Source organism: Croceicoccus sediminis (assembly GCF_007570835.1).
Lineage (GTDB): Bacteria > Pseudomonadota > Alphaproteobacteria > Sphingomonadales > Sphingomonadaceae > Croceicoccus > Croceicoccus sediminis.
Genome location: NZ_SUNC01000001.1, coordinates 42,919 through 64,464, shown reverse-complemented (window position 1 = coordinate 64,464; position 21,546 = coordinate 42,919). Strand labels below are relative to the sequence as shown.

General features: G+C 62.0%; 12 protein-coding genes and 1 tRNA gene. 5 read left to right on the top strand and 8 right to left on the bottom strand.

Annotation, left to right across the window (positions count from 1 at the left end; genetic code table 11):
- Positions 1-6 precede the first annotated feature (6 nt).
- Positions 7-1,152, top strand: coding sequence for an exonuclease SbcCD subunit D (locus FAX90_RS00205; protein ID WP_144094456.1), 1,146 nt, complete (start codon positions 7-9; stop codon positions 1,150-1,152).
- Entirely contained in the window at positions 1,149-4,223 is a 3,075-nt protein-coding gene (locus FAX90_RS00200) for an AAA family ATPase (protein ID WP_144094454.1), read from the top strand. The genes FAX90_RS00205 and FAX90_RS00200 overlap by 4 nt, the downstream gene beginning before the upstream one ends.
- A gap of 225 nt (positions 4,224-4,448) precedes the next feature.
- Here FAX90_RS00200 and FAX90_RS00195 read toward each other — a convergent pair whose 3' ends face one another.
- The 6 genes from FAX90_RS00195 to FAX90_RS00170 all read right to left on the bottom strand — a co-directional run bounded on the left by FAX90_RS00195 (position 4,449) and on the right by FAX90_RS00170 (position 15,326).
- The gene (locus FAX90_RS00195; RefSeq protein WP_144094452.1) at positions 4,449-6,443 is read right to left on the bottom strand and encodes a UvrD-helicase domain-containing protein; all 1,995 of its coding nucleotides are present in this window, start codon (positions 6,441-6,443) and stop codon (positions 4,449-4,451) included.
- 5 nt (positions 6,444-6,448) lie between these two features.
- Positions 6,449-8,488: an ATP-dependent nuclease gene (locus FAX90_RS00190; protein WP_144094450.1), complete on the bottom strand. Its 2,040-nt coding sequence runs from the start codon at positions 8,486-8,488 to the stop codon at positions 6,449-6,451.
- Positions 8,489-8,890: 402 nt separating this feature from the next.
- Positions 8,891-9,610, bottom strand: coding sequence for an RES family NAD+ phosphorylase (locus FAX90_RS00185; RefSeq protein ID WP_144094448.1), 720 nt, complete (start codon positions 9,608-9,610; stop codon positions 8,891-8,893).
- On the bottom strand, positions 9,607-10,020 hold the full coding sequence (locus tag FAX90_RS00180) for an antitoxin Xre-like helix-turn-helix domain-containing protein (RefSeq protein WP_144094446.1): 414 nt from the start codon (positions 10,018-10,020) through the stop codon (positions 9,607-9,609). Before FAX90_RS00180 ends, FAX90_RS00185 begins: the two co-directional genes overlap by 4 nt.
- Before the next feature lie 61 nt (positions 10,021-10,081).
- Positions 10,082-14,314, bottom strand: coding sequence for a strawberry notch-like NTP hydrolase domain-containing protein (locus FAX90_RS00175; protein WP_144094444.1), 4,233 nt, complete (start codon positions 14,312-14,314; stop codon positions 10,082-10,084).
- A gap of 103 nt (positions 14,315-14,417) precedes the next feature.
- Entirely contained in the window at positions 14,418-15,326 is a 909-nt protein-coding gene (locus tag FAX90_RS00170) for a DUF7146 domain-containing protein (protein WP_144094442.1), read from the bottom strand.
- 126 nt (positions 15,327-15,452) lie between these two features.
- Here FAX90_RS00170 and FAX90_RS00165 point away from each other — a divergent pair, with 126 nt between their 5' ends.
- Positions 15,453-16,112 (top strand): lytic transglycosylase domain-containing protein, encoded by a 660-nt coding sequence (locus tag FAX90_RS00165; RefSeq protein WP_240704641.1) that lies wholly within the window; start codon positions 15,453-15,455, stop codon positions 16,110-16,112.
- 12 nt (positions 16,113-16,124) lie between these two features.
- Positions 16,125-16,322, top strand: coding sequence for a DUF5818 domain-containing protein (locus FAX90_RS16740; protein ID WP_338080208.1), 198 nt, complete (start codon positions 16,125-16,127; stop codon positions 16,320-16,322).
- Between the two features lie 15 nt (positions 16,323-16,337).
- Here FAX90_RS16740 and FAX90_RS00160 read toward each other — a convergent pair whose 3' ends face one another.
- Positions 16,338-17,591 (bottom strand): tyrosine-type recombinase/integrase, encoded by a 1,254-nt coding sequence (locus FAX90_RS00160; protein WP_144094440.1) that lies wholly within the window; start codon positions 17,589-17,591, stop codon positions 16,338-16,340.
- 178 nt (positions 17,592-17,769) lie between these two features.
- Positions 17,770-17,846, bottom strand: a tRNA-Met gene (locus FAX90_RS00155).
- A gap of 130 nt (positions 17,847-17,976) precedes the next feature.
- Here FAX90_RS00155 and mfd point away from each other — a divergent pair.
- On the top strand, positions 17,977-21,513 hold the full coding sequence (gene mfd / locus FAX90_RS00150; RefSeq protein WP_144094438.1) for a transcription-repair coupling factor: 3,537 nt from the start codon (positions 17,977-17,979) through the stop codon (positions 21,511-21,513).
- The last annotated feature ends 33 nt before the right edge of the window (positions 21,514-21,546 follow it).

The following is a 21,546-nucleotide window of genomic DNA, read 5'->3' as shown; positions in this document are numbered from 1 at the left end:
AGGTTAATGCGCATCTTGCACACCAGCGACTGGCATCTGGGCCGACAATTCCATGGCCTGTCCCTCGATGAGGACCACGACCATATCTTCGTTCAGATCCTTGCGATGATCGATGATGAGCGTCCCGACGTCGTGATCATCGCCGGCGACATTTTTGACCGGGCGAACCCGCCCCAAAGCGCGATCAGCCGCCTCTCGCAGTTCCTCACAACCGTGCGGGCAGCATCCGATGCAGCAATCGTTATGATCGCCGGCAACCACGATTCCGCCGCGCAGATTGGTGCAATGGGTGTTCTTGCAGAAGGCGGCGCGGCGATTGTGCGCGGACCACTAGATGAAGATGAACGGCCGCTCATGATTTCCGATGCCCACGGCCCGGTGGCCATCTCCGCCCTGCCTTTTGCATTCGAATATGCCGCCCGACTCTGTTTCGAAGACGACGCCATCGCATGCCCTGCGGATGTGATCAGGGCCCAGCTTGCAAGCGCCCGCAAGCACGTGGCCAATGGAATGCGTTGGGTTGTCGTCGCCCATGCCTTTGTCGACGGCGCCGCGACTAGCGAAAGCGAGCGCCCACTCACACGCACGGTGGGCGGGATCGAGACGGTATCTGCAGCCGCCTTCGATGGGGCGCACTATGTAGCCCTTGGGCACCTCCACCGCCCGCAACCGGTCGGACAGGATCACATCCGTTATTCCGGCGCGCCGCTCGCATTCGGCTTCGATGAAGAAGGTCAGCAGAAGTCCATCAGCCTGATCGATCTCGCGGCCGATGGCACTGCCGCGGTGACAGAAATGCCGCTGCGGCCGCTGCGACAGGTCAGAACCATTCGCGGCAAGTTACTCGAGCTGCTCGCCGCCACGGAGGTTTCCAACGACATCATCCGCGTCGTGCTCACGGACGACACCCCGCAAATCGATCCGATGAAAAGGATCAGAGACTTCTATCCCAATGCCGTTCAGCTCTCCTACGAGCGCAACGAGCGCCCCGTAGCGCAGCGCCTCGAGGAACAGCGCGCTGTCATCGATGACCCGCAGACGCTGTCCTCTGCATTTCTCGACTTTATCCGCGGTGAGCCGCTTTCCGAAGCAGAGGGGCAGATTGTGGCGTCCGCGCTGCGATCCTTCGCCACGACGGAGGAAGGTCAATGAGACCTATCAAGCTCACCCTCAGCGCTTTCGGTCCCTATGGCGGCACCGAGACCATCGACTTTCGCGAAGCGACCGACGCCGGTCTTTTCGGAATCTACGGCCCCACGGGGTCAGGCAAGTCGTCAATCTTCAGCGCGATCTCCTTTGCCCTGTTTGGCGAGGGCGCCAAGGAAGAACAGGGCATCGGGACCATGCGGTCTGATTTCGCGCCTGACGACCTTCTAACTGAGGTCAGCCTGCAATTCGAGCTTGGCGCAAAGCGTTACTATATCAGGCGTCAGCCTGACCAGGCACGGCCCAAAGCGCGAGGCGAAGGCCACACGATGCAGTCACATGCTGCCTGGCTGTTCGATGTATCGGAACTGGCGATCGATGACGTCGGTCCGGACTGCTGCGGGACTCCGCTGGCGGAACGGAAAGTCGGTGCTGTACTCAGCCATGTCGAGGGTCTTCTCGGCTATGGCGCGCAGCAGTTCCGCCAGATCGTCCTGCTGCCGCAAGGCCGGTTCGAGCGGTTCCTCGTGTCGAACAGCAAGGACCGGCTCGAGATATTGCGGGAGCTGTTCGACGTCTCGCTCTACCGCCGGCTCACCGAAAAGCTCAAAACCGATGCTGCGAGCATCAGGCGTGAGATTGAAGACGGCTATCGACTGCACGGACACCGCCTTCAAACCGAGGGCTTCGCCAGCTCGAACGAGCTTACCTACGGCATTGCCTCCGCACTTGAACGATATGAATTTACCCAGCTGGCGGTGTCTGAGACGGCGACTGTGCTCGCCTTGGCCAACAAGGCCTACGCGGCCGCTGAAGAACAAGAAAAGCGGTTTGTCGAGGTCGAGGCTGCAGCAGGTGCCCTTAAACAGCTTGAGGCCGAGGCCCCAGCTTTCGACACGATGCGCTCACGCAAATCACGGGCGGACCTGGCACGGCGCATGTCGGACCTCGACACCGCCGTTGGCGATGCGCGAAAGCGCCATACAGTCGCGGTTGCGGCACATTCCAAAGCCGAGACTGCAGCACGGGAAGCAGGTGAAGCTGTATCGGCAGCGAGCGCTACGCTGACCGATCTTCGTTGCCGCGAGCATGAGATCGAGGACCTCGCGCGCAAGATTGACCAGCTTAACCGGCACAGGCAGGTTCTGGTCGATGCTGTCGAACGTCAGGCTGGCCATGATGCTGCCGTGACAGTCCTGGACCGCGCGAAACAGGCTCTTTCGCGAGCCATGTCCGCCGAGACGCAGGCCGCAGAGCTTTGCGATGAAAAGGAAAGCGCGTTCGCGGCAGCCCAAGCCAATGCTCTTGAGCGGCAGAGGCTGACTGGAACATATGATGGCTTGAAAGGCGAGCTCCATGCTGCGCAGGCCTTTGTTCAAGCCACTCAGGCTGTGGCCGTGTCGCAGGACGCCTACGAGACAGCAGCGGTAATCGCCCGCGACGCGCAGGCCCACCATGCCGAGGCGGTCGAGGCAGCTGAAACGCATGAAGCCGCCTTCATTTCCGCTCAGGCGAGTGTTCTCGCAGAGCGCCTGCAGGATGGACAACCTTGCCCCGTATGCGGCGCTTGCGATCACCCTGAACCGGCACAGGGATCAGGCGATGCGAGTGCACTCGAAAAGGCATGGCGCGACGCCCAAGGCGCAGCGCTTGCCGCATCCAAAGCAGATCGCGAGGCACAATCGAGTGCCAGCTCAGCGAAAGCGACCTTCGACGCAAGGAGAACGGTTCTTACCGGCCTTGCGGAGCCAAAGCGCAGCCTAAGCGAAATCGAAGGCGACTTGCAGCGGGTCGCCGGGCAGATCGATGCGTTGGGCGCCGCAGTCGATATCGGCATTGTCACCGAGGATCTGGATGACGCACGCAAGCGCAAGCTGGCAGCAGCGGAAGCCCTCCAGCAGGCCCGCGATGCGCTGGGAACTGCAACGACTGCAGAAGCCTTGGCTCGTCAAGCTTACGAAGAGCGGATTACATCGGTCCCCGAAAGTCTGCGCCAACACGACGTTCTGCAGGCCGCAATCGATTCCGCCACCGCAGACTTGGGCGGCCGAAAGCAGGCACTCGCTGATGCTGACGCAAAGCAGCGGGAGTTCAACGCCATCGCTATCAAGACCGCAGCCGAACTCCAGAGCGCCGCCACCACAGTCAGCGAAAGCGAGAAAGGTCTCGCTGCGAAACAGGCCGCATTCGAAGCCCGTCTTATCGAGCTTGGGATTGCCGAGGCAGACTATCGCACCGCCATCCCCGATATTGCCGCGATCGCGGAACTGGAGAAATCAATCGCGGGCTTTGACACGGCCATTGCTGAAGCGCGCGCGCGCGACACGATAGCAAAAAACGCCGTGAGCAACGCGCAGCGCCAAAGCTTGGAGCCCTACCGCCTAAACTGCGTTCAAGCGCAGACGGCGGCAGACGATGCGGCGAAGCAGAGTGCCGCCGCCCAGCAGCGTCACCAATCACTCGTCGACCTGCAGGCCAGCTTGGCCGACCAACTTGAGAACCTTCGGGTCCTTGAGCAGTCCTCGCAGGCACTTCGCGGTATCGCGGAAGCCTTCGATGGTCAGAACGAGATGCGGACGAGCCTCGAAACATTCGCCATTGGTGCTATGTTCGATCAGGTTCTTGAAGCGGCGAACCTCCGGCTCGATCCAATGACCACCGGCCGATATAGGTTCGAGCGCGACACCGAGAGCATCGGAGGACGCTCAAAACGAGGGCTGGACGTTCGCGTCCACGACATCGAGACCGGCCGCGCCCGCGAGATCATCACGCTTTCGGGCGGCGAGACCTTCATCGCAGCCTTGTCCCTCGCACTCGGCTTGTCCGACATCGTCGAAATGACAAACGGGGCCATCAGGCTCGACACCATTTTCATCGATGAGGGCTTCGGCAGCCTCGATACGGATAACGACGCCGGCACGCTCGATCAGGTTCTGCGGGTGCTTCAGAATATTGTCGGTGAGCGGCGCGCCGTGGGTCTGATTTCACACGTGCCACTGGTCCAGCAGGCCGTCCCGAACGGATTTACCGTCCACAAGCGAGCGAACGGGAGCCAGATTGAGATTAGGTCTGTGTGAAGCCGAACCTACTTTTCATCGCAGGCACCCTGCTACGCCAACCCTGAATACTGGTTGACTATGCACTTGATGGCCTCTGTCTGGAAGCGACTGCGATCCTCGAGATGCCGGATTGTACGCAAGGCGATCATCGCGCATTCGGGAGCCAGAGGCCATACGCTTCACAGACTTGCGCTCCCGACCAATGTCGGTCAGTCGACCTCCTGAAAGCTATCATCCGGATGCTCAGGCCTGCGCAGGCGCACAGCAATCGATGACCGTCCAGCCGCGCCCGATGAGAATGTCGAGTTCTCCCGCGGCAAAGACATCCTTGCGCATTGCTAGGCACAGGAGATGAGTCGGGCGGGTCATCGCGACATAGTGCAGTCGCAGCCTGCCAAGCATCCGCGGACCTTCGGCGACCACATTTCCTCGGCCATTCAGGCGCGACCCGCCCGTCTTCGCGCCGAGGAGCCAGGGTTTAAGCTCGCTCAGGTGATGTGCGAAGTAGAAGCTGTCGAGCACCAGTGTCGCAGTGTGGGTCTCGCCCTTTACCGAATGGATTGATCCCAGCCGGATGCGGACTTGCGGGGCGCCCTCGGGATAGGCGAACAGATTGTTGGTTCGCGCGATAGCCGCGGCCCCAGCGTAGAGCGCTGGTCCGTCCTGCGGCCATGCGAGGAATGCCGCCCCTTTTCCAAGCACCTCGGCGCCGCTCAACTGATGGACGACCATCTCCGCGTGCGGACGCACCGCCGCCTGCCAATCGGCCTCCACGAACTCGCCGCAGCCGGCGAGTATCCGTTCGATCAGTGCGAAGTAGGCGGGATGAGCCTCGGTGCCTGTGAGGAGATCGACTACGCGGCGATGCGGCGACTTGCGCGCCATCCGCCCGTGCGTCCCGCCAGTCAGTTCGCTTGCTGCGAGTAGCGCCGATGCCGCCGCATTGACCAATTTGTCGCTGTTGCCGCTGCCTACCATCTCGAACCGCGCTCGTGCCAGATACTGGGCGAAGCTGGTCGGCGCCGCTTCCTTGCGCGCGCAGGCCGGATCATAGGCGGGGGCGTAGTGGCCCATCGCGTGCGGCACCCGACCAGCTTCATCGAGATCGTGCACGCCCGCCACCGCGGTGAACACGCCGCTTTCGAGCACTTGGGCGTCGAAGGTCGCGATCAGATGCTCGCCATAGCGAGGCAGCACCGACCGCACGCTGGCGTCGTCGAACAGGAACAACGTGGGCGCCTGGTGGGCAATGCCGTGCTCGGGCGGCGGTCCCGCACCGACCAGGTCCTGGGGCGCGACTCCGAGCCCCTTCACTTCATCGGCGAGCGGCTGCGCAAACCGGTAACTGCGTGGTATCGCTTGGACCGCAGCGCCGGGAAAGGGATCGGTTGCAGCGCCCTCGGCGCCGGCGCGCGCATAGATCGCCTGGTTCGAGTCCCCGAAGCGTTGCCGACGCGAAGGCGCGTCGCCCGCGCAAAAGATCCGGTGTAGGAGCGCGGACTGCTCCTCGCTGTTGTCCTGCGCCTCGTCGACGAACACCAACGGGAAGCGCCGCCGGAGGTCTGCTGCGACCTCGGGCCGCTTGTCGAGCAATTCGTTCGCCCAGACGAACATCTCGTCGAAGCAGAAATAGCCCTGTTGGCTGCCCGCGCGGCGCGCTTCGATGAGCGCCTGGTATGTCTGCGTCTGCGGCCCGAACTTGCCGGTGCTGCCGCCCGTATAGTCGGGGCGGGTGTAGATCAGGCACCCTTCGCTAAGCCGGGCCTTTTGGATCGCCCAGCGTGCGTTTCCGGGCAGAAGCCCCCGGCGCTTGGCGAGCGCGATTTGCGTATCGATGCACTTTACTTCGAGACCCTTGGAGCGCAGCCAGGGCAGCGCCAGATACTCGTTCACGAACGCGTGGATCGTGCCGACGAAATGCGGGTAGCGGGTCAGCGAGATTCCCGCAGCCGAATTGCCCAGCTTGGTACCGATCTCGTTGCGCGCCGCATTGGTGTGCGAGAGTACGCAGATGCCTTGGTGCCGGTGCGGCCAGCGCGTTGCCAACACGGCAAGCTTGGCGACGAGCAGCGTGGTCTTGCCGCTCCCGGGACAGGCCTCGAAATCGACCGTATCGAGATTGAGCATCGCCCTGAGCCGGCTGTCATCATCACCGACCGGCGCGAAGCCGTCCGGTCCCAGTCCCATGAGCGCCGCCGCCCAGGCGACGTCCTGCTCGCGGATGAGATCGTCGAACATCGGCTTCAGGCCGCCGCCGCCGGCCCCGGTGCCGCGGCGCCGTTCGGCGCGGGCGCGGTGAAGGGCGCGGTGACGTGCGCGATTGCCGCGACGACATAGGGCGGCAGTAGCTGCCGCAACGCAAGGGAGGTGAGCGTTCCGGCATTCACCTCCTTCTCGAGCAATTCGGCGAGATATTGGGCGGCGATCGCCTTCGAGGCGCCCTCGGCCTCGAACAGCGAATAGATGTGAGACCCAAGCGTCTCCCGATCATGACCGGCATCGGCCAAAGCCTGATAGGCCGCGTCGGCCCCTGCGATTACCTCGGCCTGTACTGCGCCGCCGGCGTTGAGTGCATCGTCCGCGAGCGCCAGCGAAGCGCTGCGATAGACCTGCTTGCCGAGTCCGTGAAAGGCGAGGTCGTATTCAAGCGTCCATTCGTCGGAGACGAAGGTCTCGACCCGCTGGCCAGACGCCTTGGCGCGGCGTTCGGCGCGGCGCTGGGCAAGTTGCTCGCCGGGAAGGTCAGCCTTGATCCGCCATTGCCGCCGCGAGGGCGGTCGTGCCGGCACTGGCTGGCCTGGTTCGAGCTTTCCGACGATCCACGGCGCCATGTCGGGCATCACGTCCATGTCGGTCAAGCAGGCGACGGGGATACCGATTTCGCCATCCTCTTCCGGGTCCTTTCGTAGGAAAATGCGCGCATAGCGGCCAAGCCCGACGCCGCCGACATTGACCAGCGACACGCCATATTCGTGGAAATCGCGCCCGAGCAGCTTGGCGACGACCGGCATCAGGATCGTCTCGGTATCGCCTTCGACGATCATCACCGCGCGTGCGAAAAATAGGTTCGCCTTAGTCACGTCGAGGAAGCGCTCAAGAAAGCGATAGTCGGAGGCGCTGAGCAGAGTCTTGCCGCGGCACAACGGGAATGCCCGCCCGCCCTTGATCAGCGCCAGATTGTCCAGCTGCAGGTCCGAAGCGAGGTTCGGGCTGTGCGTCGTGACAATGATCTGGATATTTTGGCCATCGGCGCGGGGCTTGCTTGCCTGTGCCTGCAGGAATGACATGAGACGTAGCTGGCGCTGCGGATGGAGATGCGCCTCAGGTTCCTCGATCAGCAGCAGCGGGAAGCCGTCGCTTTCGGCTGCGAGCAGCAGCAGCTCGCAGGCCATGAACAGCAGATTGTTCGACCCGAGCCCGCGGTTTTGCGCGCTGTCCGCATCGGCCGAGGCCGTCAAGGCCAGTTCCAGCTTTTCGAGAAGCTGGCGCAGCCTGAGATTGTCCTCCTGCGCTCCAGCAACGCCGATGCGGGCAAGAAGCAGATCATCTGCAAACGACAAGGGCGCGAGATATTCCTCGTTTAGCCGCTTGCGTGCCTGCTTGATGCCTTCGCTTTCGCCGAACAGGTGGCTGGCATAGTCGCCGAGCCCGAGCACACTGAGGTCTTTGGCTTCGACCGGGGGGTTGGCGTTGCGATCGAAGGCGACGCCGGTGTTCCGAATCTCAGCGGTGTGCTGGAGGATCTGCGACAGCCGCGATCCGCGTCCGGCGCTCATCGCGCGCTCCGCATCGCGCAACGGACGCAGATAGGTCGCGGTCAAAAGCGAGCGCGCACCCCAGTCCATTAGGGGACCATCGCCTTTGGCGCCGGTGCGCCATTCCGGCGGAAGCACCCGCCGCGAGCTGCCTTCTTTCGCGTTGCGCTTGGCGATCCAGGTGACGATCAGCGCCGTCTCGAGCTGTTCGCCGACGTTTTCGTAGGTGAGGAACTCGGCAAAGGCGCCACGGTCGGCAACGGTTAGGCCGCGGAAGGTCAGGCGGATGGCGATCTGGTCGGCGCGTTCCGCTCCGGGCGCGCTTTGGTGGAAATCGAGCGGATCCACGCGCAGCATATCCTGGTCGCGCGTACCGAGCACCAGGCGGACCGCGTCGATGATCGCGGTTTTGCCCGCGTCATTCTGGCCGACCAGCGCCGTCAGGCCGGGATTGAGCGGAAGAACGAAGGCGCGCGCTGCCGATCCGAACAGCCGGAAGTTCTCGATCCTGATCTCAGCAATATACACGCAAGGCCCCCGCTAGTAGCGACATTAGCACCCAAGTCCGCCCCACGAAACAGGTTCTCTAGCACGAGAAAGGTTTGATATTTTTGCGTAGACCTTCGCCGAGGCGTGTGAGCGTCGGTACCGACACACGCACGCAGTTCTCGGGACTGGTCGCGAGTTGTGCGCGCATTTATGTCATCCAGCAGGGGCTGCGTCCTGGGAGATGGCGAATGGCCGGTGCTGGCCGGTCTAGCCGTTCGCCAAGTTGCGGGAGAATGGCAGGAAAGTCCCAGACGCCGCCAACTGCGCCGTTTGGTAATTGCGTCCGCTTTCAGGAGATCGGCGATCGACCTTGAATGGCCGGGATTAGAGCGCAAAGCTTTCGGGATCACCGCAGCAAAACCTGGACGTTGGATCTTCGGTCTACGCAGCATCCACCACTCGAAATACCGCCCCTGTGCCAGCGTCTCGAACCAGATCGACACCCGTTCCGTCCCAGTGGTAGTCGAGGTGACGTCCCTGAATGGGGTCGGATGCACAATCCGGGTAGAACAAGCCGACACATTCACCACCCGGATGCCGGATGCTCGGATAGACAAGACCTTCGGCCCCGCCCCCTTGAAGCTCAACAGCGAGGGCTTGCGATGCAGCATAGTTGTCGGGATCAAGTGCGGGATCGCCTGCGGCAAGGCTCCTGAGATCGTGAAGATCGGCGCTTACCGAAAGGATGATCTCACGGAACTGCGAGGTCCAACCTGGCGCTTCGGAAGTGCGAGCCATGAAGCGGGCATGATGATGGATTGTCTCGAACAGCGCAGTTTCAAATGCATCCCCCGCGTATAAGACGCCGTAGGTCCCATTGGTGAATCGACTTGGTCGGTCAGTGCTGACATGCGTGAACGGGGCCATCAGATATGATGCGCCGTTGCCCCCTACCCGACGGTCTGCAGGTACCAGATCGAGATTGCCGATCGTCGCCATGATGCGAGGATTGGTTTTTTGCTCGGCAGAGATCAGCAGCGGCCAGTCTGCGGGGTCTGCGATATCTTCGAACAGGTCGATCGGTGGAAAGGCACTGCGGATAATCCGTACAGCACCTTTCCACTCGACCTGGGCAACCGGAATTGCCTTGGGATCAATCACCAGGCACCACGTTCGGAATCAAGATAGCGACGCACCCGCATGATATCAGTCAGCTCGCCGCCAAGCATGACATCAAGCGCGCTCGCTCCGGCAAAGGCGGCGTTGCCTGCCTTGATCCAGGCGTAGCCACGCTGGGCTTCTGAAAAGATGATCCTCAGCGCCTTGTGAATACCCATCAGGTTGGAGAGCCGTGCCGCACCATCGCGCGAGACACGGCCCGCACCCTCAGCCTTCCACCGCCGGTAGGAGCGAACCGGCATGTCGAGCAAAGTCGCTGCCTGCTCGTCTGTGAGTTCCCATTTGCCGAACAGGTTTAGCACGGCGCGAAACATCGCCGATGCTTCCTCCTGAGTTATAGGATCGGGTCGGAAGGCGTGGGGGACGGTATCAACGGGTTGCAAAGCCAACATGACTATTCTCCATATGGCAGCATATACCACTTTGAATGCCATTTGGCAAGATGCGTCAAATTCAGCCTGCAAGCCGCGCCAAGACCGCCACTGCGTTCGTGGTCGGAACGAAAAGACGCGTCTGATAGCGGATGATCTCGGTGAAACACCCATGTGCTTTGTACCAGTCGAGCCGCGACGCCGACCAACCAGCCAGTTCGAGCCGCTGCGCGCCGTTGACCAAGCTACGCTTGAGCGTGAGCGCTTCGCGGCTTCTGATTTGCATCGGCCGCCCGGTCCCGTTCACCGCATCGACGATCTGCTCTGCCGAGAAGGCATGTTCGTCTTCAAGCCCAAGCGCCTGGCACAGTTCGGGCACGCAATGGAGCGGAACCTCCCGACCTAACAGCGAGCGTCCGTCTCGCGCCGAGATCCGGCTGACGTGTACATAGTCCGAAGGGAGTTTATCCCACACCGGAAGCAGTAGGCCGGTTGCAAGATGCAGGCGCTCGCGCTTGTGATTTGAGGCGGCGTCATCGACCTCAGCCTGCCAGAGGCGGCGAAACTCGGATGGATCCACCGCTTCCCAGTTGCTCTCTTCGAGTTGATCGGCGGTGATGTGCCCATGCTTCAAGGGACGGACAAGCTCGAAGCGGGCCACACGCATACCTTCGTCGGTGAGCAGACTACGCGCCGGGACAAGCAGCCCGATCCGGCCTGAGCGCGCATTACGCAGAAGTTGCTGACGCGAACCTGAAAAGCCGTAGAGGTCCTCGAGCCGTTCGAGACGCAAAGGCTTGAGCGCGCGGGCAATCTCGAGTTCCAGGAGATGCGTAGTCGCACCCGACAGCGCATCGGTGCGCAGTAGCGTATCGGTCAGCACCTCGAAATGCTCGACCGCAATGGTCTCCACCCCAATGTCGAGCGTGCCGGCCTGGCGTGCGGCATCGATCCGCGCTTCGACGAGGCCGAGAAACTCGTCAAATATGCCGTTTTGCAAAACAATCGGCAACGCGAGGATGCGATTGAGCCAGCGCTGGATTGTTGGCAGGTCATCGACCATCCCGCCGTCGGCTCCTTCGACTCTGAGCCCGCTCAATTCCTCAAACCGAGAAAGCGTAACGGCTTCCAGCTTGCCTTCGAACAACAGGCCGAACCAGCGGTGAAGCGCCTCCTTGGCGTATGTGCTCTCGAGATTGTCGGCAGGATCGAAGAGGTTCTGCCCACCCGTCTGGCGCTGCCCGCGGGTCAGTGCGCCGAGGCTGTCTAGCCGACGTGCAATGGTCGATATAAACCGACGTTCGCCACGCACATCGGTGGTCACCGGGCGGAACAGGGGGGCCGATGCCTGATTGGTGCGGTTGGTGCGACCAAGGCCCTGGATTGCGGCATCGGCCCGCCAGCCCGGCTCAAGCAGGAAGTGGACCCGGCGCATCTGGTTCTTTGCGGCGAGGTCGGCATGATAACTGCGGCCGGTGCCACCGGCATCGGAGAAAACCAGAATTCGTTTGGTCCCGTCCATAAAATCTCGCGTCTCGGCGACATTGGCGCGCGGGGAGCGCGACTGGAGCACCTGGCGTCCATCGCGTCCGACGATCAGGCGGCGGGTACGACCGGTGACTTCGGCCACCTGATCGACACCGAACCGTTCGATGATCGCATCGAGCGCCGTCGCGATCGGCGGCAAGGCACAGAGCTGTTCGATCATGCGATCGCGCGCGGCAAGCGCCGAACGGCAGAGAACAGGAGCACCGTTATCATCACTCATCGGTTCGGACCGGGCATTGCCATTCTCGTCCGTGAACACCGCCATCAACCGAACCGGAAAGCATTTGGTGAGGTAATCGACCACATATTCGCGGGGGGAGAGATCGATTTCGAGTGCTTCGCGTTCCGCATCGGAGAGATCAGCGAGGCGGCGGTTGAGCATGGCTTCGGCGGTCGAGACGAGTTGCACGACAACAGCGTTGCCGTCCGCAAGTGCCGTATCAATCGCAGGCAGCAGGCTCGGCAGCTTCATGGATAGAAGGAGCTGCGCGAAGAAGCGCTGCTTGGTGCCTTCAAATACCGAAAGCGCAGCCGATTTGGCACCTGAATTCAGGGTATCGCCACTGTCAGCGTCGACGATCCGGGTTGCCTCGAGAGCCTCTCGCAGGTTGGCATGAATGATTGCCCAGGCGTCTGCATAGGCGTCATAAACCGCTACCTGGTCGGAGGTCAGGCAATGCTCGAGAATCTCGTACTCAACTCCGGCGAATGAAAGTGCCCTCGCCGCGTACAGTCCGAGTGCCTTCAGATCACGGGCGACCAGTTCCATTGCAGCGATACCGCCATCGCGGATATCTGCGACGAAGGCTTCGCGATTGGCAAAAGCCGTCTCGGGACCCCACAGGCCAAGACGGGTGGCATAGGCGAGATTATTGACGTCGGATGCCCCGGTCGCCGATGCGTAGAGCACGCGGGCGCGCGGCAACAGATTCTGGATGCGAACACCGGCAATGCCCTGTTCCGACCCTTTGACCTTACCACGTGAGCCTTCCCCGCCAGCGGCGTTGGCCATCGCATGGGCTTCGTCAAAGACGATGAGCCCGTCGAAGTCCTCCCCTGCCCATTCGAGAATCTGCTCGAACCGGGTCGCATCGCTGCGGCCCGAGCGTAGTGTCGGATAAGTCACGAAGAGTATGCCCTCGCGCATCCCGATCGGGACACCGAGCTTCCATTGACCAAGGGGCTGAACGTCGATGGGAAGGCCGCCGAGGGCGCTCCAATCGCGGCGGGCATCTTCGAGCAAAGCTTCGTTCTTGGAAATCCAGATGTGGCGCCGTTCACCCCTCACCCACCGGTCGAGGATGACGGAAGCGACTTGTCTGCCTTTACCTGCGCCAGTTCCGTCACCAAGAAAGTAGCCCATGCGGTAGGCGTGCCCCTCGGCGCTCGCCTTCAAGGCGCAGCCCTTGTCGTCGGGCTCGAACCGGCCCGGCAGATCGCGGGCATGAGCGCTTGCGGCATAGATCAGGGTCTCGGCCTGCGCAGCGGATAAGGCGCCTCCAGCAATGATGCTCGAAGGAAGCTGAGGCACCACTTCGGGCACGGGTGCGGTTATCGAACCCATCGCGACAGATTCGACCAGCGGGGTCGGATGCGGGACAGCATCTGCAATCGAGATCCGGCTCGGTCGGTAAGGCAAATAATGCCCAACCTGGCTTTCGATCGGCGCAGGTGCTTCGAGCGGAGTAAATTCAAGCGGCAGTATCGACGCCGCTGCCGCGGCTGGATGGATCTTAAGTGGAACCGGTTTCGTCCTGTTCGCCACCAGTCGAAGCGGCAAGGCTGGCTTGGGGCCGATGCTGGGTTCGGCGGGCAGGCTTACCCGGCCAGGCAGCATATCGATCAGCAAATGAAGCTCGGCAAAGTTTGCCGGCTGGGCGATGATCGGACTGTTACCATCCTCAGCCTTGTCGAGAACCAGGAGCCGGGTTGAGATTGAGGTGCCCTGCTTGACGAAACCGCGCTCGATCGTCGCGTTGAGGCGCAACGAGATGGGGCCGGCGATCCCGGCAAGGAACTTCGGAAGCTCGAACCATTCTGGCATTACTGCGACCAGGCGGCCACCGGGCAGAAGTCGCTTCCAGGCAGAACGCAAGTGCCGATCGCCAGTGCGACTATCGTGGCCCCTCTCGATACCGTGTGAATAGGGCGGGTTCATCAGCACCACGCTCGGACCCACGTCGGGCGTGAGAAGTTCGTCGATCAGTTCCCCGTCAAATCCCGTGACTGTCGCTTCCGGAAACACGGCGCCCAAGCATTCGCGGCGCAGCGGTGATATCTCGTTGAGAGCGAGACGCGCAGCTGCCTTTGCTGCCCATACGCCTAGCATCCCGGTCCCGGCCGACGGTTCGAGAACCAGTTCAGCGGCAGAAATCGCGCAAGCCTTTGCAGCCATCCAGGCCAGACGGGGCGGCGTTGCGAATTGTTGCCACTCGATCTGCTCGTCGCTCCGGTTGGACTGGGTCGGGACCAGACCTTCAAGGCGCGTGAAAGCCTCATCGGCAGTGCTGGATGGCATCGCGAGAGAGAATTCAGTTGCCTGCGCCAGGAACAGCACCTGCGCCAATTCAAGTGCGGCATGGGCATCGCGTAAGGACCAGCGTCCTTCGGCGTCGCTACCGCCGAAATGATCGGCCATTGTTGCATTCACAGTGTGCCGTGAGATTGCTTCATCTGAACCTAGCCGCGCGGCCAGCGCCCTCGCCGCTGCCAACACTTGCGGCTCGGCGGGATCGGAGAATGCGAAAGCGGTATTTGCGTGTGACATGAGAGACCTCCTGAAGAGGCCCTGGGTTTGTCCGGGTGTCCGTTCAGATGGATCCGCCCGGGGGCCTCACAATGCCCCAAGCCCGCTTTCCTCTCACCGACATTCAGACCGCAGCTCGTACTGAGCGCATGAGCACATCATTCCAGTCGTCGCCGGTTAGCTCCGGGCGCCTGGTGACAATCAGCCGCCCTTCGCAAGCGTAAGCCTCGCGCGCGCGCTCCTCAGCAAGGTGCCCGCCCGCATCATTGTCGACAAAGAGATACAGCTGCCGCACCGATTCAGGGATGGTGGCTAGGCCGAAGCGTTCGTTTCCCAGCGTCGCCCAGCAGGGAACATTGAACAATTGCATCGCGGAGAGGGCCGTTTCGTTTCCTTCTGCGAGGCCAAGGCGTCCCCCATTCGGATACGCGAAACGCACCGCCCCAGAACCGGGGCTGCCTAACGCACGCCTGGGCTGATCGAAAGAAGCCATGCTGGTTTTGTCGAGGTCAAGGAAGGAGCGGTGCAGCGCCAGAATTCCGGCATCATTGCGCACGGCCGCCACCATCGCGGGTAGAAACCGGACAGCACCCTTTGGCCCCAGCGGCATATGCGGGTGGAAACGCAGCTCCGGCGAAGAAATCGTGATGCCTCTGGACACGAGGTACTTCTCGGCGGGGCTGCCAGCGATGGTCGACGCCTCACGCCAGAGCCTCAGCGCATTCCGATTGGCGACTTCCTCGCGCGGTTCGGCCACGATCGGACCACTCGTGCCATCGAACAGGTCCGCAATTCGTATTCCGAGCCCGGCCATGGCTTCTATCACCGCCTCGTTCGTGCAGCCGGCAAAACAATGAACAAGGATTGCGCGCTTTCCGAGTGTGATGCTTAGCGAAGGAGTCCGGTCGTCGTGGGCCGGGCAGCAGCACATTCCGCGCGAACGCGACCAGGCACCGCCCAGCTGCTCGACTATCTTGCGCGCGCGGTTTTCCAGTTGCAGACCTTGGAATTGGGATGATCGGTGTTGGTGCATGGGGCATCTCCATCGTAACGTGCCTCCACCCGCGCAGCCTCCGCTCTGCGTCGCTGATGTTTCATTTTCCTACATCAGATGTTCTATATATGTTCTTTCCCGATTCGACCACCAAAGGATTCGGGAATGAGACTAAAATGGGCAGTAGCCGCAGTGGCAACGGCAGGACTTGGGTTCGTCCGCCCGGCTCACGCGCAGGAGCTGGAAGCCCCTCAGGTGACCTTTGCCTCGGAGTTGACGACCGACGGCTTCCGCGTTGCAGAAGGAGCCGATGGCTTTCGTCTCGTCGAACACGGCATTTGGAGAATGCCTCCAGCGGGCTCGTCCGAGCCGTCGGCTACCGATGCGGGTCGAACCTATCTGCCCTATCGATATCCAAAGCCCCAGGGCAGTGCGCCATCCGGCTTCCGTCGGGCAAGCTACCTTCCTCATGTTTACGCCGCTGAAGCTCAATACTCGCTACCAAGAGGTCTTCTCGACGCGCTTGTATGGACGGAGTCCCGATATAATCCTCTGGCGATCAGCAAGGCTGGCGCCGCAGGTTTGGGCCAATTGATGCCAGCGACAGCGCGGGACCTTGGCGTTTCAAATCGCTTCGATCCCAAGGCGAATATCTTAGGTGCGGCCCGATACCTACGCCAGATGCTGGACAAGTTCGGGGTAGTTCATCTGGCCCTCGCCGCCTACAATGCAGGTCCCGGTGCCGTCGAGCGCGCCGGCGGTGTTCCACGCAATGGCGAGACGCCGGCCTATGTGCGCGAAGTGCTGCGCCATTGGCGCTTTTGAGCGGGGGGCATTGTGAGTGCAGGTCGAATACGCGTGTCGGGGACGTTAAGCCGCGGTAGACGCGGAATGTTCCTGACCACAACAGACGAAGTCGTCTGGATCATCGAGAGCGACGAACCCGAATGCGAATTCGTCGGATTAGCAGTGATTGTCGAAGGCGTTGTAGCAGGTCGAGATCGATTGCGCGCGGACTGGATTGGACCGCTCTGATCGAAGCCATCGTTATCAGGCTGCCCGCTTCCCTGCCTTCTTGATGTCGATCACCTTCCCGCCGCTCAGATAGTCAGCCCAGTCCTGCATCATCCGGCGCCGAGGAGCCAGGTATTCAGCGGCATTGTACGCTCCACGCACATCGTTTTTCTCCGAATGCGCGAGCTGTAGTTCGACCCAATCCTCATGGTATTTCCTGATCCAAATGGGCGGCGTACCAAACTCTACCAACTGCTCATTGGCCCAGGTGCTCGCCAAGCCCCGGAAGCCGTGTACGGTTTGGCGGCTGTGGTATCCGAGGCGATAGAGCGCGTAGATCATTGTGTTCTCTGAAAGCGGCTTGTTCGGGCCGTTACCCGGGAAGAGAAACTCGCCAGGCGCTGCTGCTATCATGGATTTCGCGATGTGCGTTGCCTGCTGCGAGAGGGGTACCAAATGCTCTCGTCCCATCTTCATTCGCTCGGCTGGTATCCTCCAGACGGGTGATTTCCCGCCCAGGTCCTCAAACTCGGATTTGGCGGCGAAACGCAGTTCCTTGGTTCGAACCCAAGTCAGGAGCGCAAAGAGAACTGCGTCACGGGTGATCGCGGACCGTCGTTCGCCCTCTTCCTGGTAGGCATGCAGCTTCTCGATGAAGGCGGGCAACTCGCTGAGCGGCAGCCGGCTCATATGCTTCACTCTTGGTCGCGGCTTTAGAGCCCCGCGCAAATGCGTCGTCGGATCGTTCGAGGCCAGACCACACGCGATTGCGAACTGGAAGACTTGCCCCACCCCTTGTTTCGCACGCCGGCTGATATCGAGCGCGCCTCTTGCTTCGATCTTGCGGATCATTGCCAGGACGTCGGGTGCCGTGATTTCATTCACGAGTTTCTCGCCGATGGCTGGAAAGACGTCCCTTTCCATGCGCGACCAGACGCGTTCGGCGTGCGCGGCATTCAACGCGCTCTTTCGATTTTCATGCCAGCGCTTTGCGACCTCGAAGAAGGTGGCTCCTTCCTGCGAGATCACTTCTCCCTTGGATTTCATTGGATCCTTACCCTCGGCTAGCAACGCCTTTGCGGCTGTGCGCTTGTCGCGCGCTGCAGCTATCCCGAGGTCTGGGTAGGCGCCGAACGAGAGTAACTTCTCCTTGCCCGCGAAGCGGTACTTCATCCGCCACAACTTTGACCCGTTCGGCTGGACGAACAGGAACAAGCCCTCCCCGTCGGCCAGCTTGTAGGCGCGCTCGCGTGGCTTGGAATTTCGGGCCTGAATCTCCGTGAGAGGCATTGGGGGTATCGCTCCTTTCCGATACTCCGCGAAAATACCCCCAAAATACCCCCACACCAAATCTGGCTGCATGTGGAAGACCATGGGCGCATGCGGACGCGAATCACCCGCAACCCTCTGCTTTTCTTTCGATTTATGGAAAAATGCGGAAGCTAGCGGAAGCTTCCGGATCAAGGAATGGTAGCGGAGGAGGGACTTGAACCCCCGACACGCGGATTATGATTCCGCTGCTCTAACCAGCTGAGCTACTCCGCCCCGAGAGGCATCGAGCGCGCCTTGGCGCTCGGCAGGCGCGCCTCTTAGGCGCAGGTTTTCAGGGCGTCAACACCGTTTGTTTTAAGGCTTGCACAGGAACCGTGCGATAGCCAGATAGTCCTCCATAAACATGGCTGATCTTTCCCGAATTACCGCCGCGAAAAAACCGCTGGTGCTGTCTTCGCTTGCCCGCGGCGCCTTGCCGCTGGTCATGGCCGATCTCGCGCGCTCTGCTGCGCATGGCAAGGCCCCTGCCCGCGCCGTCTTCATAGCGCCAGACGAACAGGCGATGACCGCGATCGCCGATGCCGCGCCCTTTTTCGCGCCCGATCTGGAAGTCATCGAATTTCCGGCCTGGGACTGCCTCCCGTATGACCGCGCCAGCCCGGCCTTGTCGGTCAGTGCCCGTCGCCTTGCCGCGCTTCAGGCGCTGCAGCGCAAGCGCAGCGGGCCGCAGCTTCTGGTCACCACCATCAACGCCCTGCTCCAACGCGTCCTGACGCCGTTCCGCATCCGCGAGGCGACCCGGATGCTGGAACCGGGTGTCGAGATCGGACACGAAAGCCTGACCGGCCTGCTTCAGCGGCAAGGCTACTCGCGTTCGGACACGGCCATCGATTCGGGTGAGTTCGCGGTGCGCGGCTCGATATTCGACATCGTGCCGGCGGGCCTCAAATACACCAACGACAAGGGTGAACAGGTCCAGGCCGGCCTGCGCCTCGATTTCTTCGGCGACGAGCTGGAATCGATGCGGCTCTACGATCCGAACACGCAGCGCACGACCGGCGTGGTGGATCAGCACCTGCTCCTTCCCGCCAGCGAGGCGCTGCTGGACGAGGATACGATCAAGCGTTTCCGATCCCGCTACCGCGAACGCTGGGGCGCGACGGCGACGGGCGATCCGCTCTATCAGGCGGTCAGCGACGGCCGCCGCCTCGCGGGTATGGAACACTGGCTTCCCCTGTTCGAGGACAAGCTCAGCACGCTGTTCGATCACTTGAGCAGCGACGATGTCACGGTCATCGATGGCGGCACCCTTCGCGCAGCCGATCAGCGGCTGGACGAAATCATCGACTATCACCGCGCCCGCACCGAAAGCGCGCGAACCAGTCCCGGTGCCTATCGCCCGCTCGCCGCAGAGGCGCTCTACCTTTCGCGCGAAGAGTTCGAGGAGCGGCTGGACAGCTGGCCCGTGCACCGGACCTCGATCTTTGCCGAGCCTGAGTCGGAGAGGACGGTCAACTTCGGCTTTACCTCGGCGCGCGATTTCACGCCCGAGCGTACGCGCGGCGACAACGTCTATGAAATCGCCGCGAACCACCTCGAAACACAGGCCAAGGCCGGTCGCCGGGCGATCCTGGCCTGTTATTCCGAAGGCGCGCGCAAGCGTATCGTCAGCCAGTTGGGCGAAGCGGGCAAGACCGCGCCGACCACGGCGGAAAGCTGGCAGGAGGCGCTGGGCCTTGCCGCGAAGAAGCGTCCCGTCGCAGTCGTCCTGCCGCTCGAATCCGGGTTCGCGAACGACGATCTGGAACTGATTACCGAACGCGATTTCCTTGGCGACAGGCTGGTCCGCCGGAAAAAGCGCAAGAAAGACGCCGACGCTTTCATGGCGGAGCTGCAGGCGCTGCAGCCCGGCGACCACATCGTCCATATCGACCACGGGGTGGGCAAGTACCTCGGTCTCGAATCGATCCCCGTCGGCAAGAGCCCGCACGATTGCGTCGCGCTGGAATACCACGGCGGCGACAAGCTTTACGTACCGGTCGAGAACCTCGACGTCCTATCGCGCTATGGCAGCGGCGAGGAAACGGTCCCGCTCGACCGGCTGGGCGGCGAAGCGTGGCAGAAGCGCAAGTCCCGCCTTAAAGAGCGTATTCGCGAGATTGCGCACGAATTGCTCGCCACCGCGGCCAAGCGCGCGCTGCAACAGGCCCCGGTCATCGAGGCCGATCCGCAGAGCTACGATCCTTTCGTCGACCGCTTTCCCTGGAACGAAACCGACGACCAGGAACGCGCGATCGAGGACGTCATGGGCGATCTTGCCGATGGCAAGGCGATGGACCGACTGGTCTGCGGCGACGTCGGCTTCGGCAAGACCGAGGTCGCCTTGCGCGCAGCCTTCGTCGCGGCGATGAGCGGGCGGCAAGTCGTGATGATCGCGCCGACCACGCTTCTCGCGCGTCAGCACTACAGCAACTTCTGCGAACGCTTCGGCGGTTTCCCGCTCAACATTGGCCGCCTCTCGCGCCTCGTCCCCGCAAGGGAGGCAAGCGAGACGCGCGAAGGGCTTGAGAACGGGACCATCGACATCGTCGTCGGCACGCACGCGATCCTGTCGAAAAGCGTGAAGTTCAAGCGCCTAGGCCTCGTCATCGTCGACGAGGAGCAGCGCTTTGGCGTCAACCACAAGGAAAAGCTCAAGGCCCTGCGCGCGAACGTCCACGTCCTGACGCTGACCGCCACGCCCATCCCGCGCACATTGCAGATGGCGATGTCAGGCCTGCGCGAATTGTCCGTCATCCAGACCCCGCCGGTCGACCGTTTGGCCGTGCGTACTTACGTCATGGAATGGGACGACATGGTCGTGCGCGAGGCGCTGCTGCGCGAACACCATCGCGGCGGGCAGAGCTTCATCGTCGTGCCGCGCATCGCCGACATGGCGCAGATCGAGGATTGGCTGCGCGAGACCGTGCCGGAAGTGAAATACGTCTCGGCCCACGGCCAGATGTCGCCCAGCGAAGTTGAAGAGCGGATGAGCGCCTTCTACGAGAAGAAATACGATGTCCTGCTATCGACCACGATCGTCGAATCGGGGCTCGACATCCCAAGCGCGAACACGATCATCATCCACCGCGCCGACCGCTTCGGCCTTGCCCAGCTCTATCAGCTGCGCGGTCGAGTCGGCCGATCGAAACTGCGCGCCTATGCCTACCTGACGACGGGGGCCGACAACCAGCTTTCCGAAGTCGCGGAGAAGCGCCTGAAAGTGCTGGGCGATCTCGATACGCTGGGTGCCGGTTTCCAGCTTGCCAGCCACGATCTCGACATTCGCGGTGCGGGCAACCTGCTGGGCGACGAACAGTCGGGCCATATCCGCGAGGTCGGGTTCGAATTGTACCAGTCGATGCTGGAAGACGCGATCATCGCGGCCAAGGCTGGCGAACTGGGGCTGGAGGAAGATCGCAGCGGCTTGAGCCCGCAGATCACGGTCGATGCACCGATCATGATCCCCGAAGACTACGTCCCCGACCTTGCCGTCCGCATGGCGCTCTATCGCCGCCTGAACGAGGCGAAGGACAAGGAAGAGATCGAAGCTCTGGCCGCAGAGATGATCGACCGGTTCGGCCCCCTGCCCGATCCGACCGAGAACCTGGTCAAGCTTATCGAGATCAAGCAGCAGGCCTGCGAGGCGAACATCGCCAAGATCGACCTTGGCGCGCGCGGTGCGCTGGTCACGTTCTACAAGGACGAATTCCCCGATCCGATGGGGCTCATCTCCTATGTAGAGCGCCTGAAAGGCACCGCGCGGCTGCGGCCGGACAACAAGATGGTGATCGAACGCAACTGGGGCGATCCCAAGTCGCGGCTCAATGGGCTGTTCCAGCTGACCAAGGGCCTGTCGGGCATTGTGCGGCGCGCGGCCAAGGTCAAGGAACCGGCCTGACTATCATTGCCCTGAACTCCATTGTAATGCCGC

Excerpts from the sequence above, each read along its gene's own strand:
- FAX90_RS00165 (WP_240704641.1), top strand. The coding sequence starts at position 15,453 with ATGAGACTAAAATGGGCAGTAGCCGCAGTGGCAACGGCAGGACTTGGG.
- FAX90_RS00200 (WP_144094454.1), top strand. The coding sequence starts at position 1,149 with ATGAGACCTATCAAGCTCACCCTCAGCGCTTTCGGTCCCTATGGCGGC.
- FAX90_RS00160 (WP_144094440.1), bottom strand. The coding sequence starts at position 17,591 with ATGCCTCTCACGGAGATTCAGGCCCGAAATTCCAAGCCACGCGAGCGC.
- FAX90_RS00180 (WP_144094446.1), bottom strand. The coding sequence starts at position 10,020 with ATGTTGGCTTTGCAACCCGTTGATACCGTCCCCCACGCCTTCCGACCC.
- mfd (WP_144094438.1), top strand. The coding sequence starts at position 17,977 with ATGGCTGATCTTTCCCGAATTACCGCCGCGAAAAAACCGCTGGTGCTG.
- FAX90_RS00170 (WP_144094442.1), bottom strand. The coding sequence starts at position 15,326 with ATGCACCAACACCGATCATCCCAATTCCAAGGTCTGCAACTGGAAAAC.
- FAX90_RS00205 (WP_144094456.1), top strand. The coding sequence starts at position 7 with ATGCGCATCTTGCACACCAGCGACTGGCATCTGGGCCGACAATTCCAT.
- FAX90_RS00195 (WP_144094452.1), bottom strand. The coding sequence starts at position 6,443 with ATGTTCGACGATCTCATCCGCGAGCAGGACGTCGCCTGGGCGGCGGCG.
- FAX90_RS00175 (WP_144094444.1), bottom strand. The coding sequence starts at position 14,314 with ATGTCACACGCAAATACCGCTTTCGCATTCTCCGATCCCGCCGAGCCG.